Raw genomic sequence first — 24792 nt, forward strand, 5'->3', positions numbered from 1 at the left:
TTAGCTTTTTGTTTTTACGCATGCCGTTGTCGCAAAACCGCTGCACACTTTTGCGCGACATGCTTTAGATCTGCGGCCCTCGGGCATTCGACGTCAGAGCAGACTATAAATCGCCGCCGCCTCCTGTTTCAACTTTTCCATCATCGATCGGTAAGGCCCCGGACCATAACTGATGCGGCCGACGCCGAGCTTGGCGAGCGTCTTCACGTCAGGGGCGCCTGTCCGCATCATGATGTTGACCGGCAGCGGCGATGCGGCGCAGATCTTCTCGATCAAGGCGGGATCGATCAAGCCAGGAACGAAGAAGCCGCTGCCGCCGGCGGCCGCATAGGCCTTGCCCCGCTCGATCGCCTCTTCCACCAGACCGGCATGTTTGGAAAGATCGCTCTCCGCCAGGAAGAGATCGGTGCGAGCGTTGATGAAGAAGGGAATGCCCTTGCCTTGCGCCATGGCGCGAATGGCGCGGATGCGGGCCGCCTGCCTCTCGGCCGGATAAAGCCCGCCACCGCCGACCACCTGATCCTCGAAATTGATGCCGATAGCGCCGACCTCCACCAGCTTGGCGACGTTGGCGGCGGCACCCTCAGGCTCAGCCGAATAAGCGCCTTCGAAATCGACCGAAAGCGGCAGATCGACGACAGCGGTGATGGATTTTGCCGTCTCGACCAGCACCGACATCGGCAGCTTCTCACCGTCGGCATAACCATGGGCAGCGGCGACCGACCAGCTTCCTGTTGCAAGCGCCTTGGCGCCGGCATCGGTCACCGCCTTGGCCGTGCCGGCATCCCAGATATTGTAAAGAACAACCGGGTCGCCCTTGCGGTGCAATGCTCCGAATGCCTTGGCCTTTTCACTCTGGTTCATGCCGTCTCCTCCACGTTAGGTGCTTGTGCTCTGATCTTCTCTTCATGCCGCAACAGCCATTGCTTGCGCCAGAGCCCGCCGCCATAGCCGGTCAGCGAACCATCCGCGCCGAGGATGCGATGGCAGGGCACGATGATGGCAAGCTGGTTGGCGCCATTGGCGCGGCCGACGGCACGCACGACCTCCGGCCTTTCCATCTCCCTTGCAAGATCCCCATAGGCGCGCGTCTGGCCGGCAGGGATGTCCATGAGCTTTGCCCAGACATGTTTTTCGAAGGGCGTGCCGCCAAGCGCCAATGGCGTCTTGAAGACGGTGAGCCGCCCTTCGAAATAATCCCGGATTTCTGCCTCGATCTGGTCGATCGCCGGCGTGCGGCCGATTGCGACCGAAGAGCGGACACGCTTCTGCAGTGCCTCGAGTTCGGTGGGCAGCGCTTTGCGGTCGTGGAATTCGAGAAGGTGCAGATGCGTCCGGTCGGCAACGGCCACCATCGGTCCGAGCGGCGTCTCGAACCAGTCGGCAAACAGAAATTCACGGTTTTGCGACAGCGCCGGCGCCTTGCCGACGAGCCGCTGAAAAGCCGTCCGGAAACCACTTGGGGAGTCATATCCGGCCTCAAGCTGAGCATCGATAACGCGCGCGCCATCGGCCAGTTGCCGGGCCGCCTCGCCCAGTCGGCGATAGCGGACGATATCGTGGAAGGTCATGCCGAGCCCGCGTTTGAAGGCGCGGCGCACGGTCGAGGGATCGTGGCCCCGGCGCACAAGCTCATCCTCGCTCCAGCGCAACTGCGGCTCGCGGTCGAGCGCGGCAAGCAGCTCGTCGACGATCGGCTCCCTGCCCGGCTGCTCCAGCGGCCTGCAGCGCTGGCACGGGCGGAAGCCGGAATGCATGCAGGCGGCGATCGTATCGAAAAAGAGCGTGTTTTCCCGCTTCGGCTTGCGCGCCGGGCAGGTCAGGCGGCAGAAGATGCCTGTCGTCTTGACGCAGACATAGGCCTGGCCCTCATAATCGGCGCTGCGCGCGATCAGGGCATCATAGAGCGTATCGTCATTGGGGCGTTCGAAAAGCATGAGCGCTTTCTAGCATTCCGTGCCTGCGCCGTCCGCCGAAAATCGGGCGTCTATTCTTTCTTGCCGATTTCCTTGGCGGATAAGCCGTGCCATAAGACCGCCATGACCAAGATCGACCGCACGCCTGATAAAGCCGATTTCGAGCACGTTACAGATTGGGTCTTCGACCTCGACAACACGCTCTATCCGCATCATGTCAATCTCTTCGCGCAGATCGACAAGAACATGACTGCCTATGTCGCGGCACTCTTGCAGATGGAGCGGGAAGAGGCGCGCAAGCTGCAGAAGCAATATTATCTCGAGCATGGCACGACATTGCAGGGCCTGATGATCCATCACGGCATCGACCCGAACGACTTTCTCGAAAAGGCGCATGCGATCGACTACACGGCGCTGACGCCGCAGCCGGAACTCGGCGAGGCGATCAAGGCGCTGCCGGGGCGCAAGTTCATCTTCACCAATGGCAGCGTCAAACATGCAGAGATGACGGCGGAGGCGCTCGGCATTCTCGAGCATTTCGACGACATTTTCGATATCGTCGCCGCCGACTACGTGCCGAAGCCGGCGCAGGCGACCTACGACAAGTTCATGGCGCTGAAGCGGGTCGAAACCACCAAGGCCGCCATGTTCGAAGATCTACCGCGCAACCTGACGGTGCCGAAGGCGCTCGGCATGCAGACTGTGCTGCTGGTGCCGCGCAATCTGGAAGAGACGGTCGTCGAATGGTGGGAAAAGACCAGCGGCGATGAGGATCACATCGATTTTGTCACCGACGACCTTGCCGCTTTTCTCGGCAAGATTACCGGCTGAAGCATTACCAAGTTTTCACTTAGCTTACCGATGTTTAACTGGGTCTTGCGGGCCTGCTGCCATAGCTTCTTTCGTGAGGGGACACCTTACGAAAGGCAAACACGATGTACCGCAACAAGCTGATACTGGCAGCGCTTTCCTCCACCCTCATCTTCGGCGCAGCCGCCGGAGCCGGCTATGCAGCGCCCGGTGACGGGCCGCGTCAGCACCCCGGCAGGCACGGTCCCATGCACGGTCCGGGGCCTGCCGCCTTCCGCGAAATCACCTATGTCCGCATGCTCAAGCAGTTCGACACCAACAAGGACGGACAGATCTCCAAGGACGAGGCGACCGCCGGCATCGACAAGATCTTCGCTGCGATCGACACCAACAAGGACGGCTCGCTGACCCCAGGCGAAATCGGCGCATACCAGAAAGCGCAGATGCAGGCGATGAGAGATCAGCGCAAGCAGGATGCCAGCAATAACAAGGATGCGAAGACCGCAGACGCGACGCCTGATAATAACGACCAGGGCCGGCCGCCTCAGGGTGGTCACGAGGGTCGTGACGGACATCGCTGGATGCGCCATGGCGGCAACATCATGCGTGCCTCGATCGTGATGCACCGGGTCGACACCGACCAGAACGGCCAGATTTCCAAACAGGAAGCTGAAGCCGGCATGGACAAGCTGTTCACTCGGATGGACTGCAACAAGGACGGCGTCATCTCGATCGACGACATGCCGGACCGGCCACTTCTGTAAGGCCGAACGAGCCGATGTATCTCCACTCTTTCCCTGCTCCAGCGGGGAAAGAGTGGGAGATTCGTCGAAACGCCGCGTTCTGGCCCCTATTCGCGGTGTTCGTAGAAATCCTGGACGATCTTCCAAGCGGCTTCTGCCGTATCGACGAAGCTGATCAGCTTGACGTCGTCGGGCGCGATCGTGCCGAATTCGGCCAATGCCTCGAAATTGATAATGCTCCTCCAGAAGGTCTCGCCGAAAAGGATCAGCGGCAGGCGCTCCATGCGGCCGGTCTGGATCAGCGTCAGGCATTCGAAGAATTCGTCGAGCGTGCCGAAGCCGCCGGGAAAGACCGCGATCGCCTTGGCGCGCACCATGAAATGCATCTTGCGGATGGCGAAATAGTGGAAGTTGAAGCTGAGCTCCGGCGTCACATAGGCGTTCGGCGCCTGCTCGTGGGGCAGCACGATGTTGAGGCCGATCGAAGGGGCGCCCTCGTCGGCCGCGCCGCGATTGCCGGCCTCCATCACGCCGGGGCCGCCGCCGGTGACGATGACATATTCGTGGAAATTGAAGGTGGCCGAATATTTCGAGCAGAGCCGGGCGAATTTGCGCGCCTCGTCATAATAGACCGAGGCCGCCTCCAGGTTGACGCGCTGGATGTCGTTGCGGGCTGCCCAGGCGCTCTGGCCGGGGGCGGGAATGCGGGCGCCGCCGAACATGACGACGGTCGACTTGATGCCGCGTTCGGTCAGCATCATTTCCGTCTTCAACAGCTCCAGCTGCAGACGGATCGGCCGCAACTCCTCGCGGCAGAGGAAATCCTGGTCGACATAGGCCAGGCGGTAGGCAGGCGACATCGTCTGCGGCGTCTTCGGCACGGCTTCGGCGCGCTGCTTGTCGGTCGAGCTGCTCTTCAGCGGGTCCCATACGCCATCCTTGCGCCTCGAACCGCCGTTTCGTCCCTTCGCCATGTCGAAATGCCTTTCGGTATTGCCGGCTACGAAGCCGGATATGTCGCTATAACGCCTTGAATCCAGGTATGATCTTGTCGGAAAAATCATTCCGTTCTACGGCTTCATGCTGTAGAGCAGGGTAAACCCCGCCAACCGCAATTCCGGAGACACCCCGTCTCCACGATAAAGATCGAAGTTTAAGGAATTCTCATGAGCGCCACCGACCTCGCATCCCTCGAAAAGATCATCGAATCCGCCTTCGACAATCGCGACAATGTGAACACGTCGACGAAGGGCGAGGTTCGCGATGCGGTCGAAGCAGCGCTCGATCTGCTCGATGCCGGCAAGGCCCGTGTCGCCGAACGCTCCGCCGACGGCGCCTGGACGGTCAATCAGTGGCTGAAGAAGGCCGTGCTCTTGTCCTTCCGCCTCAACGACATGGACGTGGTGGAGGGCGGCTCGGGCAACTCGACCTGGTGGGACAAGGTTCCCTCGAAGTTCGAAAACTGGGGCGAGAACCATTTCCGCGCCGCCGGCTTCCGCGCCGTGCCGAACTGCGTCGTGCGCCGCTCGGCCTATATCGCCCCGAACGCCATCCTGATGCCCTCCTTCGTCAATCTCGGCGCCTATGTCGGCGAAGGCACGATGGTCGATACCTGGGCGACGGTCGGCTCCTGTGCGCAGATCGGCAAACATGTGCATCTCTCCGGCGGTGTCGGCATCGGCGGCGTGTTGGAACCGATGCAGGCGGGCCCGACGATCATCGAGGACAATTGCTTCATCGGCGCCCGTTCCGAGGTGGTCGAAGGCTGCATCATCCGCGAAGGCTCGGTGCTCGGCATGGGCGTCTTTATCGGCAAGTCGACCAAGATCGTCGACCGCGCCACCGGCGAGGTGAGCTACGGCGAAGTGCCGCCCTATTCCGTCGTCGTCGCCGGCTCAATGCCGTCGGGTAATGCGACGATGGGCAACGGCCAGCCGGCGCCGCATCTCTACTGCGCCGTCATCGTCAAGCGCGTCGATGAAAAGACCCGCTCGAAGACCGGCATCAACGAGCTGCTCAGAGATTGATGACACCGGGACATTGATCCGGTAAACAGACGGCGTCTTTTTACGCGAGGCGGCCCCGCCTTGCCATGTCTTTGCCATTCCCGCCGGATAGTTCGACCGCCATGACCGCTACCGACCCCGTCGCCAATCTCCAGACGCTGATTCGCTGCCCGTCCGTGACGCCCGCCGAAGGCGGCGCGCTCACGGCGCTGGAGGCGATGCTTGCGCCGCTCGGCTTTGCGGTCGACAGGGTGAAGGCGAGCGAAGAGGGAACACCCGAGATCGAAAACCTCTATGCCCGCCTCGGCAAGGACGGCCCGCATCTGATGTTTGCCGGCCATACCGATGTCGTGCCGGTCGGCGACGAAGCCGCCTGGACGCATCCACCGTTTGAGGCCCAGATTTCGAAGGGCGAGCTTTTCGGCCGCGGCGCCGTCGACATGAAGGGCGGCATCGCCTGTTTCGTCGCCGCCGTCGCCCGCCATATCGAGAAAAACGGGCCGCCCAACGGCTCGATTTCCTTTTTGATCACCGGCGACGAAGAGGGCCCGGCGATCAACGGCACGATCAAGCTGCTGCAATGGGCGGCCGAGCGCGGCGAGCGCTGGGATGCCTGCCTTGTCGGCGAGCCGACCAATCCGGACAGGCTCGGCGACATGATCAAGATCGGCCGGCGCGGCTCGCTGTCGGGTAAAATCACCGTGCACGGCGTGCAGGGCCATGCCGCCTATCCGCATCTTGCCGACAATCCGGTGCGCGGCATGCTGCAGCTGACGCAGGCGCTGATGGACCCGCCGTTTGACGCCGGCACCGGCGATTTCCAGCCTTCGAACCTCGAAGTGACCACGGTCGACGTCGGCAACCCGGCGACCAACGTCATTCCGGCCAAGGCATCGGCAAGCTTCAACATCCGCTTCAACGATAGCTGGACCGTCGAAACGCTGCGGGCCGAAATCCTGCGCCGTCTGGAAGCCGCCGCCGGCAACGGCGCATTGCGGCCGGGCCGCGATCCGGTGGCCTATGATATCGTCTGGGCCGACCGGCCGAGCCATGTCTTCCTGACGCGCAACAATGCGCTGATCGCCTCACTGTCTTCAGCCGTCGAAAGTGTTGCCGGCCAGTCGCCGCGGCTTTCGACCACCGGCGGCACATCGGATGCGCGCTTCATCAAGGATTATTGCCCGGTCGTCGAGTTCGGCCTCGTTGGCCAGACCATGCACATGGTCGACGAGCGCGTCGCTGTCGCTGATCTGGAGACGCTGACGGCAATCTACGAAACTTTCATCGCCCGCTGGTTCGCCAATGCCGGGCTTTAGGGAGGTTCAATATTACCTGGCCGGCCTCTGGCTGCTGATCCGGCTGGATCCGCGCGGCTTCCGCTACCTCGATATGTCCGAGCGCGGCGTCAATCGCTCGTTCTGGGCGATGCTCTGGTGCCTGCCGCCGATGGGTATTTCCTGGCTCTGGTGGCGGCAGGCCTTCCTGCGGTCGATGCCGCCGGAAGCCGATGTCGATTTTCCCTTCTATATCAGGCTCGGCCTCGTCGAGGTCGCCAACTGGTTCGTGCCGCTGGTCTTTGCAGGGGTTCTGCTGCTTGCCTTCCGGATGGGCGAGCGTTTCGCGCCCGTCGTCGTCAGCGTCAACTGGCTCGGCGTGCCGCTCTCCTATATCAACGGGCTGCTGCTGGCGCTGGTGTTCTTCCTGCCTGGATCCATCGGCCTCGTCTCGCTGCTGCTGCTCGCCTTCATGCTGGCGCAGGTCTTCGTGCTGGCCCGCATTATCCGGATGATCTGCCACGGTCACGCGCTGATGACCGGGGCGCTGACACTGGTGCTGCTCGTGCCATCGATGATCCTTTCGGAATATCTGCAGCACTTCCTCGGCATCTATCCCGTCTGACCAAGTTTACGAGGGATCGTCAGCATCCCCGTCATTGGCATCGGTATCGGTGACCGGCCTTCGGCGATCGGGGATCACGTCGGGATAATCCACCTGCATGAAATAGAGCCCGTCCGGCGGCGCCACTGGGCCGCAGGCCTTGCGGTCGCGCGCTTCAAGCGCCGCCTCGACATCATCAGGCGTCCATTTGCCTTCGCCGGCGAGCTTCAGCGTGCCGGCGAAGGAGCGGATCTGGTTGTGAAGAAAACTCTGCGCCGTGGCGCGGATCTCGATCAGTTCGCCGTTGCGCGTCACATCCAGCCGGTCGAGGGTGCGCACCGGGCTGTTTGCCTGGCAATGGGCGGCGCGGAAGGTGGAGAAATCGTGCTTGCCGACCAGCCTCTGGGCGGCGGCATGCATGACCTCGTGGTCGAGCACCTTCGGCACCCACCAGGCCTTGCCGGCTTCGAGCGCCAGCGGCGCCCGGCGGCTGACGATGCGATAGAGGTAATGGCGCCGCAGCGCCGAAAAACGGGCATCGAAGAACTCGGGAGCCGCCTCGACCTCGAGAATGGAGACCCGCTCGCCGGCGAGCCTCAGATGCGCGTTCAAGGCATTCTGCAACTGGTAGGGCGACCACTCCTTCGAAAGATCGGCATGGATCACCTGCCCCATGGCGTGGACGCCGGAATCGGTACGGCCCGCGCCGCGCACCAAGACCGTCTCACCGGTCAGCGACAGCACCGCCGCCTCGATCGCGCCCTGCACCGAGTGGCCGTTTTCCTGCCGCTGCCAGCCGACATAGGGGCCGCCGTCATATTCGACGGTCATGCGGAAACGCGGCATCAGGTGAGCCTCGTGCCCGCCGCAAGCGGCGTGCCCCTGAGGAAATCGGCCGCCGCCAGCGGCTTGCCGCCGGCCTTCTGCAGCCTGGTCAGCCGCAGCGCGCCCGAGCCGCAGGCGATCACGAGATCGTCCGTCAGCAATAGCCCGGCAGCACCCTGCCCTTCAGCCAGCTCGGACGCCAGCACCTTGACCCGCTCCGGCTTGCCGCCGATTTCGAGCTCGAACCAGGCACCCGGAAACGGCGCCAGGCCGCGAATGTGATTGTGCACGTCGCCGGCGTTCCTGGAAAAATCGATGCGCGTCTCGGCCTTGTCGATCTTGGCCGCATAGAGCACGCCGTCTTCCGGCTGCGGCGTCAGCGGCAGGTCGTTCATTTCGAGTTTCACCATGGCTTCCGCCATCGCCTTGGCGCCCACGAGCATCAGCCGGTCGTGCAACTCGCCAGCCGTCATGTTCGGGCCGATCTCGACCTCGCGGGTGAGTGCCACGGCGCCGGTATCCAGACCCTTGTCCATCTTCATCACCATCATGCCGGTCTTTGCGTCGCCGGCCATGATCGCCCGCTGGATGGGTGCCGCACCGCGCCAGCGCGGTAGCAGCGAGGCATGACCGTTGTAGCAGCCATCGCGGGTGCCGTTCAAAATCGCCTCCGGCAGCAGCAACCCGTAGGCAACGACGACGCCGACATCGGCATTCAAGCCACGAAACCTCTCGCGCTCCTCGGGGTCCTTAAAATTGACCGGGGTGAAGACCGGCAGGCCGAGCAGTTCGGCGGCCTGATGCACCGGCGATTTCTGCAGATCGAGGCCGCGCCGCCCGCCCGGCCGCGGCGGCTGCGTATAGACCGCAACGATCCTGTGGCCGGCATCGACGAGCAGGCGCAGGGTCGGAACCGAGAACTCCGGCGTTCCCATGAAGATGATGCGAAGAGACATTTTATCTCGCCAATTGAGGATCAACCGTCTTCAAACGGGTTTACGAGCTTGAGATCAAGCCCTTCGAAATCTCTGGTGTTGCGGGTCGCAAGCGTCGCGCCGTTTGCAAGGCAGATGGCGGCAATCATGGCATCCTTGGTTTCCATCGGTCGTCCCGCCTTTCTACGCTCGGCCGCCAGCAGGCCGTAGCGATGCGCTGCACTGAGGGCAAAACCGAGTATGCGGCCGGCAAATTCAGACTCGATCCGGTTGAAGTCGGACACCAGTGCTGTCTTTCGCCTGCCATCATCAAGGAGTTCAAGACCGTAACGCATTTCCGCGACGGCAATCGTCGTCAGGAAAAGCGTCTCGACGTCATAGGCGTCCAGCCAGTTCAATATCCGATCGCTGTGGATCCTCCCCTGCATTTCGGAAATCACATTCGTATCGAGAACGATCATGTGTCGAAACGCGGCGGTTCACGGTCCCGTTCATGGCGGGATGCGGCAATGGCCTCCACCTCATCTTCGCTCAATCTTTCCTCACTCATCAGGGAACGCAGGCGCTGCCCGGCGGAATCCCTCGAGCGCTCCACCGCAATCTGTCGGCGCATGATTTCAATCGCCTCTTCCGAAAGGCTGCGGCCGTTGCGTTGTGCGCTTTCCTGAAGCTGCCGCTTCATCGCATCCGGAACGTCTCGAATAAGCAAGTCGCCCATTTCGGCACCTCCATCATGATATCAGTGATATCATAGTGCGTCGCCGCTGGATTTTCAACGCAGCGTCAGAGCGCCTTCGACTTCGCCGCCTTGGTGAATTTCTTGATCACCATCTCCCGCTTCAGCCGCGAGATGTAATCGATGAACAGCACGCCGTTCAGGTGGTCGATCTCGTGCTGCAGGCAGGTGGCGAGCAGGCCGTCGGCTTCCACGGTCTGTTCCTTGCCGTTCCGGTCGAGATACTTGACCGAGACGACAGCCGGGCGCTCCACCTCGGCATAATAATCCGGAATCGAAAGACAGCCTTCCTCATAGACGGAGCGCTCGTCGGAGGCTTTGACGATCTCCGGGTTGATGAAGACCTGCGGCTGCTTTTCCTCGCCCTCGCGGGCGATGTCGATGACGAGCATACGGCGCGGCACGCCGATCTGGATGGCAGCGAGGCCGATGCCCGGCGCGTCATACATGGTTTCCAGCATATCGTCGGCAAGACGCTGCAGGTCGGAATCCACCCGCTCGATCGGCTTGGACAGCTGGCGGAGAACGGGATCGGGAAGAATGATGAGTGGCTTGATGGTCATGGCGTTCCCATAACCCATCTTTTCCGACTATGGAATTATCCGGCAGGCGGGGAATACGCTTTTTTGCATCCCCGCCTGGAATTTCGCCATATTCGCCTCAGGCCGCCCGGCGGGCAGCACCCGCGGAACGGCCCTCCGGCCGGGCGCGGAAGCGCCGCAGCAGCTCGATCAGGGTCTCCACCTCGTCCTTCAGGCGGCGGGTTTCCGCCGAAGAGTGCTCGACCATGTCCGAATTCTGCTGGGTGATCGCACCCATGTTGCGGACGGCGAGGCTGACCTCGTTGACGCCGGTCGCCTGATCACGGGCGGCGGCGGCGATATCGGCGACGAAACGGTTGATGATGTCGATGCGGCTGATCATGTCGTTCAGCGCCTCGCCGGTGCTGGAAACGATGCCGACACCCTGATTGACCTGGGTCGAGCTCTGCGAGATCAGGTTCTTGATCTCCTTGGCTGCTTCCACGGTACGCTGGGCGAGCTGGCGAACTTCCTGGGCGACGACGGCAAAACCCTTGCCGGCATCGCCGGCACGGGCCGCCTCGACACCGGCGTTTAGCGCCAGCAGATTGGTCTGGAAGGCGATCTCATCGATGACGCCGATGATCTTGGAGATCCCGGTCGAGGATTTCTCGATGCCGGCCATCGCCGAGACGGCGCTGGTGACGAGTTCGCCGGAGTTCTTCGCCTTCTGCTGTGTCTCGCGCACGGCATCCGACGCCTTCTCGGCATTGGCGGCCGTCTGGCCGACGCTGACGGACAGCTGCTGCAGCGCGGCCGAGCTCTCCTCGACGCCTGCCGCCTGCTGGGCGGTGCGCAGCGCCAGATCGTTGGTCGCGTTGGAGATGACGTCGGCGCCGGTCTTGATATGGCCGGAGGTCTCGCGCACGGAGGCGAAGGATTGGCGAAGGGCGCTGACGGCGCGATTATAGTCCTCGGCCATCTGCCGGAAATTGCCCGGCAGATCGGACGGTAAAGTGGCTTCGAGATCGCCGTTCGACAGCGCTTCCAGACCGCGGCGCAGCTGCTCCAGCGCGATCGCCTGGTCGGATTGGGCCTCAGCGCGCTGCTCTTCCAAGGCGCGGCGCTTGGCTTCCAGCGTCTCGAGATAGACCGAGATGGAATAATCCATGTCGAGCATGCCCGATTTGACGACCGCCGATAGCTTCTCGGCCAACAGCTTGCCTTGCTGGCGCGCGAAGATCGAAGGCCACTGCTTTTCCATGATGCCCTTGACGAGTTCGGACATGACGATGGCGTAACCGCCGATAGACCAGCGCGGTTCCAGCCCCATGCGCTCATGCATGCGGCCGACGGCGGTCACGCCGTCGACATAGCTCTCGTCGAACGTGCCGCCAGTAAGATTGACCCAATGATCCTGCTGACGCTTCTTGGCATGGCCCAGTTGGGACTTGTCGGCGACAGCGGGGGTCTTGGCGATCTTGGCGTAGAATTTATCGAGGGCGCCGCCGATCAGCTCTGATATGACAGGGCGCAGATCCCGCATCGACTTGCGCGCCGCTTCATCCAGCTCGATGAAATCGAGGCGCTGCCTGAGGGCATTGTCGGTCTGCTGGGCGGTCATGGGGATCTCTGTACTTGGCGCGACGCGCGCGGGAGGGGATTTCAGCGCCGCAGGTTTTGGCCAATATGGTTGAGCAATCGTTAAGCCGCGGCGACATTTCTTTTCGGTGGACGCGGAAGAGCAACGGCTTGCGAAGATATTGAGGATCGTCCATTCTGTTCACGTTTTGATCTATAAATCGCCGCTTCTTCTGTTATGCTTGCGGCATGACCGTCCATTCCGAATCGCTCGCCCTTTCCCTTGCCTCGATCAGCCCGGCCATGCTGGCGCTTGTCGGCGGGGGTCTCGCCGTCCTCGTCCTGCTGGTGATCGTGCTTCTGCTGCGCGGCTCCGGCCTTCGCCGCGAGCAGGCGGAGGAAGCGAACTTTCGCGCTGAGGAAAACGAAGCGCGCATGGGCGAGCTTTTGAAGATTCAGGCAGAGATGCAGGGCCGCATCGCGGCGATGACCGAGGTCTTCGGCGCGCGGCAGAGCGAACTCAACCAGACGATCAGCCAACGCCTCGACGGCATGTCGCAGCGAGTCAGCTCGACGATCACCGAGCAGACCAAATCGACGCATGAGAACCTGCAGCGGCTGCAGGAGCGGCTGGCGGTCATCGATGCCGCGCAGAACAATATCCAGACGCTCGCCAAGGATGTCGTCGGGCTGCAGGCCATTCTGTCCAACAAGCAGACGCGCGGCGCCTTCGGCCAGTCGAGAATGGAAACGATCGTCGCCGACGGTCTGCCGATGGGCGCCTACGCCTTCCAGCAGACGCTGTCCAACGGTTCGCGGCCGGACTGCACGATCCGCATGCCGAACGGCGCGCCGCCGCTGGTGATCGACGCAAAATTTCCGCTCGAAGCCTGGAACGCAATCCGAGACGCCGGCAGCCCCGAGGCCGGCAAGATCGCCGGCCAGCAATTCCGCCGCGACATGGAGGTCCATATAAGGGATATTTCCGAGAAATATCTGATCCAGGGGGAAACCCAGGATACGGCCTTTCTCTTCGTGCCGTCCGAATCGATCTTCGCCGAGATCCATGAGCACTTCGAGCCGGTGGTGCAGAAGGCGCACCGTGCGCGCATCGTCATCGTCTCACCGTCGCTGCTGATGCTGTCGATCCAGGTCATCCAGGCCGTGCTCAAGGATCAGCGCATGCGGGCGCAAGCGCATCTGATCCAGGGCGAAGTGGCGATCCTGATGGACGATCTCAGCCGCCTCGACGAGCGGGTGCGCAAGCTGCAGGGCCATTTCGCCATGGCGCAGAAGGATATCGACATGGTGGTCACATCAGCCGACAAGCTCACCAGGCGCGGCGCCAGGATCGAAGCGCTGGAATTCGAGGCCGGCGGCGATGCCAAGCCTGCCCGCGACAGCGAAGCCGCAGCCAAATCGGTGGAGAGCCGCACTGGTCTTCTGAAGCTGCGGGTGGTTGACGAGGAGTGACCGCTTCGGGCAGTGTCGCGCCCGCATGAAACACTAGGAGCATGATGTCGTCAGCATGCTCCAGAAGACGGGACACATTCATGATCACAGTTTTCGGGTCCATCAACATGGATCTCATCGCCACGACCGAGCGCCTGCCGAAGCCCGGCGAGACGGTGGCCGGCAACGGCTTTGCCACGGCCGCCGGCGGCAAGGGCGCCAACCAGGCGCTGGCCGCGCGCCGCGCCGGCCGGTACGTGCATATGGCCGGCGCCGTCGGCAAGGATGCTTTTGCTGCGGAAGCGCTGGCCCTGCTCGATGATGCAGGCACCGACCTTTCTCTGATCAAACATGTCGACGGTCCAACAGGCACGGCGCTGATCCTCGTCGGCGGCGACGGAGAAAACATGATCGCCGTCGTTCCCGGCGCCAATGGCCAGGTCACGCCTGCCGATGCCGAGACCGCGATCGGCCGCATGGACGAAGGCGATGTCCTGATGCTGCAGCTCGAAGTGCCGGCTGCTGCCGTCGAAGGCGCGCTGTCGGCCGCCCGCGCCAAGGGCGTCACCAGCATCCTCAACCTTGCGCCGCTGATCCCCGATGCCCCGCGTCTCGGCCGGCTCGCCGATATCGTCATTGCCAACGAGACCGAGTTCGAGCGGCTCGCCGGACAAGAGGGCATGGACGCCCAAGCGCGGGAGGCAGCCCTTGTGCGTCTGCATGCGGAGACGGGGCAGACGCTGATCGTGACGCTCGGCGCCGACGGTGTCATCGCCATTCGCGACGGGTCGATTTCGAGGGCGCAGGGTCTCAAAATCCAACCTATCGATACGGTCGGTGCGGGAGACACTTTCTGCGGCTATTTCGCCGCCAGCCTCGACGACGGCCTCGATTTTGTCTCGGCGTTGCGCCGTGCGGCAGTCGCCGGTTCGCTCGCCTGCCTCAAGGCCGGAGCGCAACCGTCGATCCCCTTGAGCGAGGAAGTCGCAGACAGGATATAAATCTTGAAGGATAGACGGCGACAAGCGCCGATGTGCTGTCTCATATAGTGATGGGACCGCGGAGACTGTGGCTTGATCGGTCAACGCGGTGCCGGCAGCCCCTTCGCCTCGCGCGAGTGCCCCGTCGCTCCGTTGCCTCATCGCGTGGATCCGCTGCCGTAGCGCAGGACAGCTGGGAAGAGTTCTGATCGTTCAGCCCCTCATAATGCAAAAGGCGCCTGGGAAATCAGGCGCCTTTGCATTTCGGGGATTAATGCCGCTCAGGCAGCGTTCGACGTCTGCTCTTCGTTGAGGAAGGCATAGATCGCCGAGGCGGACTCGGTGGCGCGCAGCTTGGCGACCAGATCGTGATCGCGTAGCACGCGGGCGATACGCGACAGAGCCTTGAGATGATCGGCGCCCGCGCCCTCCGGCGCAAGCAGCAGGAACACGAGATCAACAGGCTGGTCGTCCAGCGCCTCGAAATCGACCGGCTGCTCCAGCCGGGCGAAGATGCCGACGATCGAATGGATGTTTCCCAGCTTGCCGTGGGGAATGGCTATGCCGTTGCCGACTCCGGTCGAGCCCAGGCGTTCGCGCTGCAGGATGACGTCGAAGATCTCCCGTTCGGAAAGCCCGGTGATCCTGGAGGCTCTTGCAGCCAATTCCTGAAGCAACTGTTTCTTGGAATTTACTCTGAGGGCGGGAATGATCGCATCCTGATGGAGCAAATCTGCCAATGCCATTTCTTTTTCCTTCTGTCGCCGGGATCAAATGCAAGGAGCGGCGGCAATACCGCCGCTCACCACCCTGATCTCAGCCTTTGATACTGGCTGAATCGATCCAGCCAATATTTCCGTCGTGCCGACGGTAAACGATGTTCAGATGTTCCTTGCCGGGGCTGCGGAACAGGAGAAGCGGCTCGTCGGTCATGTCGAGCGCCATCACTGCGGTGGCGACCGACATGGTCTTCAGCTGCTTCGTGCTTTCAGCGACGATCGCCGGAGCGAAATCGTCAGCGATTTCATCATCGTGATCAGGAACGGAATCCATAACCGTGTAGGAGACCTCTGCAAAACCATTCAGATGGTTTCCGGCGTGATGGTCCTTCAGCTTGCGCTTGTAACGCCGCAGCCGTTTTTCGATCCGCTGGGAGGCGGCGTCGAAAGCCAATTGCGGGTCGGTCGCCTCGCCGGCCGCATGCAGCACCACCCCGCTGTCGAGATGAAGCTTGCAATCCGCCGAGTAACGAGAACTCGCCTTTTCCACGGTCACCTGGCCGGAATATCCCCCGTCGAAGTATTTCGTGATGGCCATACCAATTTGGTCCTCGATCCTTTGACGGAAAGATTCACCAATTTCCATATGTTTCCCGGATACACGCACACTCATGGAGTTTCCCTTCTTATGGTCGTTTGCGGGTATCAGTTTACGCCAAGCCTCAGGTTCATCCAAGCACTTCGCACAATCTCAAGCAAGATCGGCTTAGGCCTGCGGGTCCTTAGTGCCCTTCTGATGCTGGGGATAACTCCAGACGCCGTTCACGGCATCGATTGCGGCGGGCTTCTAGCCAGAGCTTGCCGAAAAGTCAATAGGGCGCCGAATCACCGTCGGCGGCACTCGGTCAACGTGTGGCGGATACCCAGTCGGGCAAGGCATGCCGCCGATCGCCACCCCATACAGTTTAGGCGTTTCGTGCCTGCGTTGTGCCCCTCCTTGCAGGGATCGTCATGGCGGCGACACCTGCTATGACGCAGACGAGCCCGATCCAGGCCGTCGGGCTCAGCCTTTCGCCGAGAAAAACGATGCCGATCGCAACCCCGATCGGCACTCTGAGATAGGCTTGCGCGGTGGTTCCGACCGAACCCAGCGTCTGGACGAGACGGAAATAGATCACAAAGGCGAGCGCCGTCGAAAAGGCGGAGAGGGCCAGCAGCGCCAGCATCGATGCCGGCGAAGGATCGATTTCCCACGGCCGATCGACGACGAGGCTCATCGGCAAGAGAACAACCGCGCCTGAGATCAACGAGCCGGCCGCCGGCACCGCGGGGTCGAGCCCCTTGAAGTTCTTGCTGAAAATCGCGGCACCTGCATAGCAGATGGTCGCCAGGATGATGGCAAGCTGCGCCATCAGGCTTTCGCCGAGACCGCCGAGCGCTTCGACGCCGATGACGAGGCAGATGCCGGCAAGCCCGGCCATGACGCCAAAAAGCCTTCGCAACGTCACCTGCTCACGGCGGGTGATCAGCACGGTCAGCAGGAAGGTGAAGATCGGCGTTGCCGAATTCAGGATCACCGCCAGTCCGGCATCGACGGACTGTTCCGCCCAGGCGATCAGAGTGAAGGGGACGACGCTGTTCAGACAGGCCTGAACGAAAAACCGCCGCCAGGTGGCGAGATCGCGCGGCAGGTGGACACGCCGGTGGCGCAGGACGGCCAGCAGAATGCCGCCGGCAATCAGCGTGCGAGCGGCGATCAACGTTATCGGCGGGATCGTCTCGACGCCGATCTTGATGAAGCTATAGGAGGAACCCCAAAGGGTCGCCAGCACCAGCAGCAGGAAAAGCTCCCTGGCAAGGTTGGAATTTTGCGGCATCATGGTCGGCATTTCGATATTCGTTGAAGACAATTCACAGGGTTTCGGCGCCGTTTGCATGTCTAAGACGCAGGGCGCTGGAGAGGAATAACGGGATTTGCGGGCCGGATGCTTCGATCGAGGCCGAAGCGTTGCCGCGTTAGAAACCGGCGACCTTGGCGAGCGCCCGCTTCTCGCGGCGGCGCTGGACCGAAGAGGCAATGTTCATCGCCTCCCTGTATTTCGCAACCGTGCGGCGGGCGAGATCGACCCCGCCCTTCTTCAGCATGTCGACGATATCGTCGTCGGAAAGCACCGCCTCCGGGCTCTCCTGCAGGATCAGCGCGCGGATCTTGTGACGCACGGCTTCGGCCGAATGGCTGTCGCCGCCTGCGACGGCGCTGATCGAGACGGTGAAGAAATATTTGAGTTCGAAGAGGCCGCGCGGCGTCAGCATATATTTGTTCGACGTGACGCGGCTGACGGTGGATTCATGCATCTTGATCGCTTCGGCGACCGTCTTCAGGTTCAGCGGGCGCAGATAGTCGACGCCGTGCAGCAGGAAGGCGTCCTGCTGGCGGACGATTTCGCTTGCCACCTTCATGATGGTTTTAGCCCGCTGATCGAGGCTGCGCGTCAGCCAGTTGGCGGTCTGCAGGCAATCGGAGAGGAAGGCGTGATCCTCGCCGTTCTTTGTCACCCGGGAAAAATAAGACTGGTTGACCAGCACTCGCGGCAGCGTATCCGGATTGAGCTCGACCAGCCAGCCGCCATCCGAGGAGGCTCTGACGACCACATCGGGCATGATCGCTTCGGAAATACCCGCCTCGAAACCGCTGCCGGGCTTCGGATTGAGCTGGCGGATCTCGCCGAGCATGTCGAGAAGATCTTCCTCGTCGACGCCGCAAAGCCGCTTCAGCGTGGCAAAATCGCGCCGGGCAAGCAGTTCGAGATTTTCGACCAGAGCCTGCATGGCCGGGTCATATCGGTCCTTCTGCTTCAGCTGGATCGCCAGGCATTCGGCGAGGCTGCGGGCGAAAACACCCGGCGGATCGAGGCTCTGGAGGGTGGCGAGCACGCGCTCTGCCTGTGCGAGGCTCGTGCCCAGCCTCTCGCCCGCCTCGACGATATCGGCCTGCAGATAACCGCAGTCGTCGAGCTGGTCGACGAAATTCTGCGCGATCAGCCGGTCGGCCATGTCAGGCAGGACGAAGGGGATCTGCTGGGCGAGATGATCGCGCAACGACACCTGGCCGGCGACGAAATCGTCGAGATCGTAGTCGGCGCCCTCGCCGCTGCCCGGCATCGACTTCCACTGGCTGACGAGCTCCGGCGCATCGAGGCGCTGCGGGGCACCGTCGTCAGGAAAGACATTGGTGTAATTGGCGTCGAGCTCGTCGTTCAGCCGGCTGGTGCTGGCGCTGCCGCCATTGTCATACCAGTCGCTGGAGAGCGCCTCGGTGCGGTTATCGTAACCGTCGTCCGACCCGGCATCCTCCGGCTGATGAGCATACTCTCCATCTTCGGCTTCGCCGCGTTCGCCGCCCGCCTCGCCGTCATTCGACGGAAATTCGAGCAGCGGGTTCTTCTCCACTTCCAGGGCGATGAACTGGTTGAGTTCGAAATGCGTCATCTGCAGCAACTGGATGGATTGCATCAGTTGCGGCGTCATCACCAAAGACTGAGTCTGGCGCAGGAAAAGATTGGCGGACAGTGCCATGACGGACGCAAAACTCCCCTCGATTCCTCCGGGAAACCGCGTCCGATCAAGGCTTCAGGCCACGGAAATCCAAGTTGGCCCAAAAATTGCTTTTTTATTGTATTTGGTCAAGCGGAACTATGCCGGCATAGTGAATTTCTGCCGATCCGGCCTAAAATCATCCGGATCTGACGTCAGAGGCTGAAATTGTCGCCGAGGTAGAGCCGGCGCACTTCCGGATTGTTGACGATGTCGTTCGCCCGGCCATGGGTCAGTACCTCACCGGCATGGATGATGTAGGCGCGGTCGATGAGACCCAGCGTCTCGCGGACATTGTGGTCGGTGATGAGAACGCCGATGCCGCGTGCCGTCAGGTGGTGAACGAGATTCTGGATGTCGGCGACCGAGATCGGGTCGACGCCGGCGAAGGGTTCGTCGAGCAGCATGAAGGTCGGGTCGGTCGCAAGCGCACGGGCGATTTCGAGGCGGCGGCGCTCACCGCCGGAAAGGGCGACGGCGGCACTCTTGCGCAGCTTCTGGATATGGAATTCCTCCAGCAGCTCGTTCAGCTTCTGCTCGCGCTCGGCCTTGTCCTTGACATGCACTTCGAGGACGGCGCGGATATTCTCTTCCACCGTCAACCCTCGGAAGATCGAGGCTTCCTGCGGCAGGTAACCGACGCCGAGGCGCGATCGGCGGTACATCGGCATGGTCGTGACGTCGTTGCCGTCGATCTCGATCGTGCCTTCATCGACCGGCACCAGGCCGGTGATCATGTAAAAACAGGTGGTCTTGCCGGCGCCGTTCGGGCCGAGCAGGCCGACGGCCTCGCCGCGGCGCACCACCAGCGAGACGCCGTTGACGACGCGCCGCGTCGCATAGGTCTTCGTCAGACCGCGTGCGATCAGCGTTCCCTGATAGCGGCTCTTGTCGGCGGCGCCCGCAGCTTGTGGCCCGGGCTTGCCGAACATGGTGGATAGCGATGTTAATTTCACGTGGGAGGCCGGCTTCTCAGTTCTGCTTCTGCTGCGGTGTATTCGGCTTCGACTTCGGATCGAGCTGAATCTGGACACGCCCGCCGCAGCTTTCAAGCTCCGCCTGGCCGGTCTGCATGTGAACCGTCAGCTTGCAGCCGGTAAAAACATTCGGCCCGTCCGACAGAATAACTTTTTTTCCCTCATCCGCGGTGAGGATGAATGTCTGCGAGGCCATGTCGAAATTGCCGTCATCGGCGGTCGCCGTCTGCGTGCCCGAGGTCAAAAAGACCTTGTCCGTCACCAGGATCTTGTCGATATCGGCACTCCCCGATGCAAGCGAGGCAGACTGCTGCGGCTGCGCTGCGGGTTGGGCCGCCGGTTGCGTCCCGTCAGCGGCCGGCTTTGCCGCCTTGTCCTTGTAATAGACGGTCATCTTGCCGGACTGCATCGTCGTCGCCCCTTGGACGACCTTGACGTTGCCGGTAAAGAGAGCGGTGTGTTCCTGGTCGTGGATCTCCAGCTTGTCGCTTTCGATCTGGATCGGCTGGTCGTTGGACAGCTTCATGCCCGGCATCGTGGCCGTCGCCTGCTGCGCGCCCGCGCCCGAGGCCGTCAGAATAAGGGCAAATGCGCCGGCAATGAATGCCATGCCTGTCTTGCAAGTGGAAAAGCGACAATCTTTTGTCATGGATGACCCGGCTGGTTAAGTGCCCTGTTTATGGATGGTGGATGGATCGACATTCATGCGAACATTCCCCTCGAATGTGATCACCCGCCCCTTATCGGTTATCTGAAGCGTCTTCGCAACAATGGAGGCATTGTCCTTGGTGATGGTGACGGGGTCGTCGCTCCGCATGTTTCCGCCCTTGATGTCGAGCTGTGCCGACTGGAAATTCGCATTGAGGCCGCTGCTCAGCACCAGGGTGAAGGGGGCCGTCATATGCAGATTGTCGGTGGCACGATTGTAATCGGCGGTCGAGGCGACGACACGGGCGATCAGGCCGTCATTCATCGGCACGGCGGCCTTGATGGTCTCGAGCGTGATGAGATCGGGATTGCGGATATCCTGCAGCGCCCTTTCGGCCAGCATCGAATAATTGATGCCGTCGGAATTGCGACCTGATATCGCCGGCTTTTCCATCACGACCTTGCCGTTCTCGATCTTGGCGCCTTCCATCTTGATGTTTTCGGGCAGATAGATGCTGACTAACGCCACCGCGGTGAGGCTTGCCGCGACGATGAGGGCCGCCACCGGCAGCAATATCTTCAGCCGCCGCACGCGGGCGGAATGGAACAACGCATCGCCATAGGCATTCTTGCCGGACCCTGAATAGGCGGCATGTCCGTTGTTCTTCAGGGTATCGAGCATAGGCCTCGTCCATGTGCGGTGATCGCCGCGCCTTCATAACAAAGCCGGCCGCCAATCACAGTTCGTTTCGCATTATTACATTGGCTTGCCAATATGGAATTTTTTCTGCAACAAGCAACAAAACGGAAAAACATTCAAAAGTGGCATTCGTACGGGCCGCTGCCACCCTATTTCACCGGATCGATCGGCGGCATGCCGAAGCTGGTGCCAGCGCTGGAGGTTTCTATGGACAGTTCGATCATCGCCGATCGCCGGCGGCTGCGTCGTAAGCTCGGCTTCTGGCGCGTCATCGCGGTGGCCCTCATCGTGGCACTTGGTTTCGCCTTCTACCGCTTTGCCCTCGGCGATGCCGGGACGGAGCGCCCGCACATCGCCCATGTGACGATATCCGGGCTGATCGTCGATGACGACGAGCTTCTGGAGCGGCTGAAGAAGGTCGAGATCAGCGATCAGGTGAAGGCAGTGGTGATTTCGATCTCCTCGCCCGGCGGCACGACCTATGGCGGCGAAAAAATCTTCAAGGCGATCCGTGCAATCTCTGCCAAGAAGCCTGTCGTCTCCGACGTGCGCACGCTTGCCGCCTCCGCCGGCTACATGATCGCCACCGCCGGCGATACGATCATTGCCGGCGACAGCTCGATCACCGGCTCGATCGGCGTCATCTTCCAGTATCCGCAGATCCAGCCGCTGCTCGACAAGATCGGCGTCTCGCTGCAGGAAATCAAGTCCTCGCCGCTGAAGGCCGAGCCCTCGCCCTTCCACGAGGCAAGCGAGGAAGCCAAGGCGATGATCCGCAACATGGTGGTCGACAGCTATAACTGGTTCGTCGACCTGGTCGCCGACCGGCGCAAGCTGCCGCGCGACGAGGTGCTGAAACTGGCCGACGGCACGATCTATACCGGCCGCCAGGCGCTGAAGGTGAAACTTGTCGATGCAATCGGCGGCGAGGCTGAGATCCGCGCCTATCTGACGTCACGCGGCGTCGACAGTGATCTGCCCATGGTGGACTGGGACAAGAAGAGCAATACGCCCTTTCTGCTCGCTGGGGCTGTTTCTCGGTTGATTACGATCTTCGGTTATGATGATCTCATGAAAACCCAGGATATCAATGGAATCCTGCCCCCAAAGTTGCTTCTTGACGGGCTGCTTTCAGTTTGGCAGGTTGGCCACGATTGATAAGAAATCAATAATTTAAGGGGGCGAAAGTGATCAAGTCTGAATTGGTGCAGATTGTTGCGGCACGCAACCCGCATCTCTATCATCGCGACGTCGAGAATATCGTCAACGCGGTTCTCGACGAGATCACGGATGCACTGGCTGCGGGTAACCGAGTCGAATTGCGCGGGTTTGGCGCCTTTTCGGTCAAGAACCGCCCGTCGCGCTCCGGCCGCAACCCGCGGACCGGCGATACCGTCTTCGTCGAGGAGAAGTGGGTTCCCTTCTTCAAGACCGGCAAGGAGCTGCGCGAGCGGCTCAATCCCGGCCAGGCCGACGAAGAGGATTGAACCGTCGCTGCCTGCGGCGAAACCGCACTTGAACTCGAGGGCCGTTTTCCTATTCTGGTAACGCATCGTGCTTTGCGTGTCCTATCAAGGACACATAGCGCTGCAAGCATGAAACGCGCCCCTCAAAAAGACCGGCGCAATCTGCCGCGTGGAGACCTCAAATGGCCAAGAAGATCGTCAACCTGTTGATTCTGCTGCCGCTCGGCGTCATCCTCATCGTCTTCTGCGTCGCCAACCGGCAGAGCGTCACGCTCGCCTTCAATCCGTTCCGGCCTGATGATCAGGTGCTGGCGGTTTCTGCGCCCTTCTTCGTCTTCCTGGTCGTCGTGCTGATCGCCGGCATGCTGATCGGGGCGGCCGCGACCTGGTTCAGCCAGGGCAAACACCGCAGGCGCGCCCGCACCGAGGCCAAGGAAGCCATCCGCTGGCAAAGCGAGGCCGACCGCCACAAGAACCGCGCCGAGGAAATCGCCGGGCAGCTGCCGGCGCGGTAAAACCGGTCAATATTCGATTGGCTCGGATTCGGCGGCCGGCTTTCGGCGGCTGTCAAGCCGGAAAAAAGCTCAGTTCCTCGTAGTCGCCCTCCGGCGAGGTGCCGTTGCCGGTCACGTGGAAACCGTGGGAAAGGTAGAACGCCTTTGCCCGCCGGTTCTTCACCAGGCATTTCAGCCGGTACCGGTGTTGCGGCCATTCCGGCAGCGCCTGCAGCAGCGCCTTACCGGCACCCTGGCCCTGAAATTCAGGGCTGATATAGAGCATGTGGATGAAATCATCGGCTGGCCAGAGCGACAGGAAGCCGGCAACGCGGCCGTTTTCATGCGTGCAGACGAAGACCGTCTCGCCATTGGTATGGGCAGCGAAATCCTCGCGATGGAATTTGCCGGGATCGACCCAGACGAATGTTTCGCGGCGTACGGAAAGATAAATCTCCGCGAGTATTTCCTGGTCTTCCGCCCGCGGCGGCCTGATGGTCCACGTCATCATGCCGATTTAAACAAACCCTGCGCCCGCGCCAAGCCTAACCCGCTGCCATCTTCGCGACGACCGCGGCATTGAAATCCGAAAAGAACCCTTCGGCGAGCTTTTGCGAGGTCGAATCGAGCAGGCGGGCACCCAGCTGGGCGAGCCTGCCGCCGAGTTCGGCCTTCGACCGGTAGTGCAGGATGGTCTCGGCACCCCTTTCCTCAAGCACGATATCGGCGCTGCCCCTGGCGAAGCCGGCAAGGCCGCCCTTGCCTTCGGCCGACAGCGTATAGCTCTTCGGCGCATCGACGTTGGAAAGCGTCAGCAGCCCGTGGAAGGTGGCGGACAACAGGCTGAACTTGACCTTGATCGTCGCCTCGAAGACATCAGGCGACAGCCGCTCGATGCTCTGGCAACCCGGAATGCAGCCGCGCATGATCTCGGGATCGTTGAGTGCTGCCCAGACGATGTCCCGCGGCGCGGCGATGCGTTCTTCGCCGGTGAAATCCATTCGATGGCCCCATCTTCGATTCGCTCATCTTATCCCAGCGCGAAAGCGCTTTGCCAAGGCAGGACGGAATGTTATCTGCCGGGTTCCGATCTGACACACATCTGACACACAAGGGATGGGCCGATGAACGACGAACTGAAGCCCTGGAGCGTGACGGCAAGCCGGATCACCTATGAGGATCGCTGGATCCGGGTCCGGAGCGACGATTGCGTCACCGCCGATGGAACCGTCGTCGCGCCATTCCATGTGCTCGATTATCCAGACTGGATCAACGTCATCCCTGTGATGCCTGACGGGCGCGTGCTGTTGACGCGGGAATACCGGCACGGCCGCGGCGAGATCGTGCTCGGTCTGGTCGCCGGCAGCCTCGAACCCGGCGACAGCGAGACCGGCGATGCGGCGATGGCGGCGGCCCGGCGCGAGCTCCGGGAGGAGACCGGCTATGAAGCTTCGACCTTCGTCAAGCTGCTCACCTCCTATCCAAATGCCGCCAGCCACAGCAACGTGGTGACGAGCTGGCTGGCGCTGGGTCTCAGCCGGGCCGGCGAACCATCTTTCGACCCCGGAGAGAAGGTCGAGCTGCTGTTTACGGATCTAGCTGCCATCCTTGGCGACCTGCAGTCCGGCGCCGTCATCATGCAGTCGATGCATGTCGCGGCCCTCTATGCGGCGGAAAGCTGGCTTCGCACACAGGCCTCCGAAGGCGTAAAATAGGCGCCGTGCCGGGAGAACCCTCTCCGCTTGCCCGGGCTTGGCCGGCAGCGCAGTTGATCCGCCCCGCTTTTCTGGGCTACTGCATATTCAAAGTGC

The 24792-nt window shown here is 61.8% G+C and carries 29 protein-coding genes; 11 read left to right on the forward strand and 18 right to left on the reverse strand.

Annotation, left to right across the window (positions count from 1 at the left end; all coding sequences use genetic code 11):
- Positions 1-93: 93 nt before the first annotated feature.
- Together ACM5SV_RS16005 and ACM5SV_RS16010 are read right to left on the reverse strand one after the other, a co-directional pair.
- Positions 94-864 (reverse strand): isocitrate lyase/PEP mutase family protein, encoded by a 771-nt coding sequence (locus tag ACM5SV_RS16005; protein WP_221990320.1) that lies wholly within the window; start codon positions 862-864, stop codon positions 94-96.
- Complete coding sequence (locus ACM5SV_RS16010) at positions 861-1937, reverse strand: bifunctional transcriptional activator/DNA repair enzyme AdaA (RefSeq protein ID WP_222015247.1); 1077 nt, start codon at positions 1935-1937, stop codon at positions 861-863. Before ACM5SV_RS16010 ends, ACM5SV_RS16005 begins: the two co-directional genes overlap by 4 nt.
- Before the next feature lie 102 nt (positions 1938-2039).
- On the opposite strand from ACM5SV_RS16010, the gene ACM5SV_RS16015 reads away from it, so the two are divergent.
- Both ACM5SV_RS16015 and ACM5SV_RS16020 read left to right on the forward strand, forming a co-directional pair.
- Positions 2040-2747, forward strand: coding sequence for a pyrimidine 5'-nucleotidase (locus tag ACM5SV_RS16015; protein ID WP_012755823.1), 708 nt, complete (start codon positions 2040-2042; stop codon positions 2745-2747).
- A gap of 104 nt (positions 2748-2851) precedes the next feature.
- Complete coding sequence (locus ACM5SV_RS16020) at positions 2852-3490, forward strand: EF-hand domain-containing protein (RefSeq protein WP_222015244.1); 639 nt, start codon at positions 2852-2854, stop codon at positions 3488-3490.
- An 86-nt stretch (positions 3491-3576) separates the two neighbouring features.
- On the opposite strand, the gene ACM5SV_RS16025 is transcribed toward ACM5SV_RS16020, so the two are convergent.
- Positions 3577-4443 (reverse strand): LOG family protein, encoded by an 867-nt coding sequence (locus ACM5SV_RS16025; protein WP_012755821.1) that lies wholly within the window; start codon positions 4441-4443, stop codon positions 3577-3579.
- Between the two features lie 192 nt (positions 4444-4635).
- Between ACM5SV_RS16025 and dapD the strand changes: the two genes are divergently transcribed.
- The 3 genes from dapD to ACM5SV_RS16040 all read left to right on the forward strand — a co-directional run bounded on the left by dapD (position 4636) and on the right by ACM5SV_RS16040 (position 7374).
- Positions 4636-5496 carry a 2,3,4,5-tetrahydropyridine-2,6-dicarboxylate N-succinyltransferase gene (gene dapD, locus ACM5SV_RS16030; protein ID WP_012755820.1) on the forward strand — a complete coding sequence of 287 codons (861 nt, stop codon included), beginning with the start codon at positions 4636-4638 and terminating at the stop codon, positions 5494-5496.
- A gap of 101 nt (positions 5497-5597) precedes the next feature.
- Entirely contained in the window at positions 5598-6791 is a 1194-nt protein-coding gene (gene dapE, locus ACM5SV_RS16035; RefSeq protein WP_017995888.1) for a succinyl-diaminopimelate desuccinylase, read from the forward strand.
- On the forward strand, positions 6778-7374 hold the full coding sequence (locus ACM5SV_RS16040) for a hypothetical protein (protein ID WP_012755818.1): 597 nt from the start codon (positions 6778-6780) through the stop codon (positions 7372-7374). Before dapE ends, ACM5SV_RS16040 begins: the two co-directional genes overlap by 14 nt.
- 6 nt (positions 7375-7380) lie before the next feature.
- On the opposite strand, the gene truA is transcribed toward ACM5SV_RS16040, so the two are convergent.
- The 6 genes from truA to ACM5SV_RS16070 form a co-directional block, all read right to left on the reverse strand.
- Positions 7381-8199 (reverse strand): tRNA pseudouridine(38-40) synthase TruA, encoded by an 819-nt coding sequence (gene truA / locus ACM5SV_RS16045; protein WP_012755817.1) that lies wholly within the window; start codon positions 8197-8199, stop codon positions 7381-7383.
- The gene (fmt, locus tag ACM5SV_RS16050) at positions 8199-9134 is read right to left on the reverse strand and encodes a methionyl-tRNA formyltransferase (RefSeq protein WP_012755816.1); all 936 of its coding nucleotides are present in this window, start codon (positions 9132-9134) and stop codon (positions 8199-8201) included. The genes truA and fmt overlap by 1 nt, the downstream gene beginning before the upstream one ends.
- A 20-nt stretch (positions 9135-9154) precedes the next feature.
- Positions 9155-9574 carry a type II toxin-antitoxin system VapC family toxin gene (locus tag ACM5SV_RS16055; protein WP_012755815.1) on the reverse strand — a complete coding sequence of 140 codons (420 nt, stop codon included), beginning with the start codon at positions 9572-9574 and terminating at the stop codon, positions 9155-9157.
- Positions 9571-9831 (reverse strand): FitA-like ribbon-helix-helix domain-containing protein, encoded by a 261-nt coding sequence (locus ACM5SV_RS16060; RefSeq protein ID WP_012755814.1) that lies wholly within the window; start codon positions 9829-9831, stop codon positions 9571-9573. Before ACM5SV_RS16060 ends, ACM5SV_RS16055 begins: the two co-directional genes overlap by 4 nt.
- Before the next feature lie 65 nt (positions 9832-9896).
- The gene (def, locus tag ACM5SV_RS16065; protein ID WP_026157556.1) at positions 9897-10412 is read right to left on the reverse strand and encodes a peptide deformylase; all 516 of its coding nucleotides are present in this window, start codon (positions 10410-10412) and stop codon (positions 9897-9899) included.
- Between the two features lie 97 nt (positions 10413-10509).
- Positions 10510-11994 (reverse strand): globin-coupled sensor protein, encoded by a 1485-nt coding sequence (locus ACM5SV_RS16070; RefSeq protein ID WP_221990321.1) that lies wholly within the window; start codon positions 11992-11994, stop codon positions 10510-10512.
- A gap of 206 nt (positions 11995-12200) precedes the next feature.
- Here ACM5SV_RS16070 and ACM5SV_RS16075 point away from each other — a divergent pair, with 206 nt between their 5' ends.
- A complete protein-coding gene (locus ACM5SV_RS16075) occupies positions 12201-13424 on the forward strand; it encodes a DNA recombination protein RmuC (protein ID WP_012755811.1) in 1224 nt (407 codons plus the stop codon).
- 80 nt (positions 13425-13504) lie between these two features.
- A complete protein-coding gene (locus ACM5SV_RS16080; RefSeq protein ID WP_222015231.1) occupies positions 13505-14404 on the forward strand; it encodes a ribokinase in 900 nt (299 codons plus the stop codon).
- A gap of 260 nt (positions 14405-14664) precedes the next feature.
- Here ACM5SV_RS16080 and ptsN read toward each other — a convergent pair whose 3' ends face one another.
- The 7 genes from ptsN to lptC form a co-directional block, all read right to left on the reverse strand.
- The gene (gene ptsN, locus ACM5SV_RS16085; protein ID WP_003556082.1) at positions 14665-15129 is read right to left on the reverse strand and encodes a PTS IIA-like nitrogen regulatory protein PtsN; all 465 of its coding nucleotides are present in this window, start codon (positions 15127-15129) and stop codon (positions 14665-14667) included.
- Positions 15130-15199: 70 nt separating this feature from the next.
- Positions 15200-15775 (reverse strand): ribosome hibernation-promoting factor, HPF/YfiA family, encoded by a 576-nt coding sequence (hpf, locus tag ACM5SV_RS16090; protein WP_012755807.1) that lies wholly within the window; start codon positions 15773-15775, stop codon positions 15200-15202.
- A gap of 292 nt (positions 15776-16067) precedes the next feature.
- Positions 16068-16991 (reverse strand): DMT family transporter, encoded by a 924-nt coding sequence (locus ACM5SV_RS16095; protein WP_222015227.1) that lies wholly within the window; start codon positions 16989-16991, stop codon positions 16068-16070.
- 127 nt (positions 16992-17118) lie between these two features.
- Positions 17119-18678, reverse strand: a complete 1560-nt coding sequence (rpoN, locus tag ACM5SV_RS16100) for an RNA polymerase factor sigma-54 (RefSeq protein ID WP_012755805.1) — start codon at positions 18676-18678, stop codon at positions 17119-17121.
- A gap of 173 nt (positions 18679-18851) precedes the next feature.
- Positions 18852-19628 (reverse strand): LPS export ABC transporter ATP-binding protein, encoded by a 777-nt coding sequence (lptB, locus tag ACM5SV_RS16105; protein ID WP_003556077.1) that lies wholly within the window; start codon positions 19626-19628, stop codon positions 18852-18854.
- Between the two features lie 40 nt (positions 19629-19668).
- Positions 19669-20322: an LptA/OstA family protein gene (locus tag ACM5SV_RS16110; protein WP_017995878.1), complete on the reverse strand. Its 654-nt coding sequence runs from the start codon at positions 20320-20322 to the stop codon at positions 19669-19671.
- A 15-nt stretch (positions 20323-20337) separates the two neighbouring features.
- Positions 20338-21003 carry an LPS export ABC transporter periplasmic protein LptC gene (lptC, locus tag ACM5SV_RS16115; RefSeq protein WP_012755803.1) on the reverse strand — a complete coding sequence of 222 codons (666 nt, stop codon included), beginning with the start codon at positions 21001-21003 and terminating at the stop codon, positions 20338-20340.
- Positions 21004-21228: 225 nt separating this feature from the next.
- Here lptC and sppA point away from each other — a divergent pair, with 225 nt between their 5' ends.
- From sppA to ACM5SV_RS16130, 3 genes are all read left to right on the forward strand, one after another.
- The gene (sppA, locus tag ACM5SV_RS16120; RefSeq protein WP_012755802.1) at positions 21229-22179 is read left to right on the forward strand and encodes a signal peptide peptidase SppA; all 951 of its coding nucleotides are present in this window, start codon (positions 21229-21231) and stop codon (positions 22177-22179) included.
- A gap of 29 nt (positions 22180-22208) precedes the next feature.
- A complete protein-coding gene (locus tag ACM5SV_RS16125; RefSeq protein ID WP_003544934.1) occupies positions 22209-22508 on the forward strand; it encodes an integration host factor subunit beta in 300 nt (99 codons plus the stop codon).
- 161 nt (positions 22509-22669) lie between these two features.
- The gene (locus ACM5SV_RS16130; RefSeq protein WP_012755801.1) at positions 22670-23002 is read left to right on the forward strand and encodes a lipopolysaccharide assembly protein LapA domain-containing protein; all 333 of its coding nucleotides are present in this window, start codon (positions 22670-22672) and stop codon (positions 23000-23002) included.
- A 52-nt stretch (positions 23003-23054) separates the two neighbouring features.
- On the opposite strand, the gene ACM5SV_RS16135 is transcribed toward ACM5SV_RS16130, so the two are convergent.
- Positions 23055-23489: a GNAT family N-acetyltransferase gene (locus ACM5SV_RS16135; RefSeq protein WP_222015223.1), complete on the reverse strand. Its 435-nt coding sequence runs from the start codon at positions 23487-23489 to the stop codon at positions 23055-23057.
- Between the two features lie 37 nt (positions 23490-23526).
- The gene (locus ACM5SV_RS16140) at positions 23527-23982 is read right to left on the reverse strand and encodes an SRPBCC family protein (RefSeq protein ID WP_012755799.1); all 456 of its coding nucleotides are present in this window, start codon (positions 23980-23982) and stop codon (positions 23527-23529) included.
- A 123-nt stretch (positions 23983-24105) separates the two neighbouring features.
- Here ACM5SV_RS16140 and ACM5SV_RS16145 point away from each other — a divergent pair, with 123 nt between their 5' ends.
- Positions 24106-24696: an NUDIX hydrolase gene (locus tag ACM5SV_RS16145; RefSeq protein WP_012755798.1), complete on the forward strand. Its 591-nt coding sequence runs from the start codon at positions 24106-24108 to the stop codon at positions 24694-24696.
- The last annotated feature ends 96 nt before the right edge of the window (positions 24697-24792 follow it).

The sequence above is a fragment of the Rhizobium sp. CRRU65 genome, from assembly GCF_048551595.1.
Lineage (GTDB): Bacteria > Pseudomonadota > Alphaproteobacteria > Rhizobiales > Rhizobiaceae > Rhizobium > Rhizobium leguminosarum_J.

Coding starts and splice junctions, on each gene's coding strand:
- ACM5SV_RS16005 (WP_221990320.1), bottom strand. CDS start 864: ATGAACCAGAGTGAAAAGGCCAAGGCATTCGGAGCATTGCACCGCAAG.
- ACM5SV_RS16010 (WP_222015247.1), bottom strand. CDS start 1,937: ATGCTTTTCGAACGCCCCAATGACGATACGCTCTATGATGCCCTGATC.
- ACM5SV_RS16015 (WP_012755823.1), top strand. CDS start 2,040: ATGACCAAGATCGACCGCACGCCTGATAAAGCCGATTTCGAGCACGTT.
- ACM5SV_RS16020 (WP_222015244.1), top strand. CDS start 2,852: ATGTACCGCAACAAGCTGATACTGGCAGCGCTTTCCTCCACCCTCATC.
- ACM5SV_RS16025 (WP_012755821.1), bottom strand. CDS start 4,443: ATGGCGAAGGGACGAAACGGCGGTTCGAGGCGCAAGGATGGCGTATGG.
- dapD (WP_012755820.1), top strand. CDS start 4,636: ATGAGCGCCACCGACCTCGCATCCCTCGAAAAGATCATCGAATCCGCC.
- dapE (WP_017995888.1), top strand. CDS start 5,598: ATGACCGCTACCGACCCCGTCGCCAATCTCCAGACGCTGATTCGCTGC.
- ACM5SV_RS16040 (WP_012755818.1), top strand. CDS start 6,778: ATGCCGGGCTTTAGGGAGGTTCAATATTACCTGGCCGGCCTCTGGCTG.
- truA (WP_012755817.1), bottom strand. CDS start 8,199: ATGCCGCGTTTCCGCATGACCGTCGAATATGACGGCGGCCCCTATGTC.
- fmt (WP_012755816.1), bottom strand. CDS start 9,134: ATGTCTCTTCGCATCATCTTCATGGGAACGCCGGAGTTCTCGGTTCCG.
- ACM5SV_RS16055 (WP_012755815.1), bottom strand. CDS start 9,574: ATGATCGTTCTCGATACGAATGTGATTTCCGAAATGCAGGGGAGGATC.
- ACM5SV_RS16060 (WP_012755814.1), bottom strand. CDS start 9,831: ATGGGCGACTTGCTTATTCGAGACGTTCCGGATGCGATGAAGCGGCAG.
- def (WP_026157556.1), bottom strand. CDS start 10,412: ATGACCATCAAGCCACTCATCATTCTTCCCGATCCCGTTCTCCGCCAG.
- ACM5SV_RS16070 (WP_221990321.1), bottom strand. CDS start 11,994: ATGACCGCCCAGCAGACCGACAATGCCCTCAGGCAGCGCCTCGATTTC.
- ACM5SV_RS16075 (WP_012755811.1), top strand. CDS start 12,201: ATGACCGTCCATTCCGAATCGCTCGCCCTTTCCCTTGCCTCGATCAGC.
- ACM5SV_RS16080 (WP_222015231.1), top strand. CDS start 13,505: ATGATCACAGTTTTCGGGTCCATCAACATGGATCTCATCGCCACGACC.
- ptsN (WP_003556082.1), bottom strand. CDS start 15,129: ATGGCATTGGCAGATTTGCTCCATCAGGATGCGATCATTCCCGCCCTC.
- hpf (WP_012755807.1), bottom strand. CDS start 15,775: ATGAGTGTGCGTGTATCCGGGAAACATATGGAAATTGGTGAATCTTTC.
- ACM5SV_RS16095 (WP_222015227.1), bottom strand. CDS start 16,991: ATGCCGACCATGATGCCGCAAAATTCCAACCTTGCCAGGGAGCTTTTC.
- rpoN (WP_012755805.1), bottom strand. CDS start 18,678: ATGGCACTGTCCGCCAATCTTTTCCTGCGCCAGACTCAGTCTTTGGTG.
- lptB (WP_003556077.1), bottom strand. CDS start 19,628: ATGTTCGGCAAGCCCGGGCCACAAGCTGCGGGCGCCGCCGACAAGAGC.
- ACM5SV_RS16110 (WP_017995878.1), bottom strand. CDS start 20,322: ATGACAAAAGATTGTCGCTTTTCCACTTGCAAGACAGGCATGGCATTC.
- lptC (WP_012755803.1), bottom strand. CDS start 21,003: ATGCTCGATACCCTGAAGAACAACGGACATGCCGCCTATTCAGGGTCC.
- sppA (WP_012755802.1), top strand. CDS start 21,229: ATGGACAGTTCGATCATCGCCGATCGCCGGCGGCTGCGTCGTAAGCTC.
- ACM5SV_RS16130 (WP_012755801.1), top strand. CDS start 22,670: ATGGCCAAGAAGATCGTCAACCTGTTGATTCTGCTGCCGCTCGGCGTC.
- ACM5SV_RS16135 (WP_222015223.1), bottom strand. CDS start 23,489: ATGACGTGGACCATCAGGCCGCCGCGGGCGGAAGACCAGGAAATACTC.
- ACM5SV_RS16140 (WP_012755799.1), bottom strand. CDS start 23,982: ATGGATTTCACCGGCGAAGAACGCATCGCCGCGCCGCGGGACATCGTC.
- ACM5SV_RS16145 (WP_012755798.1), top strand. CDS start 24,106: ATGAACGACGAACTGAAGCCCTGGAGCGTGACGGCAAGCCGGATCACC.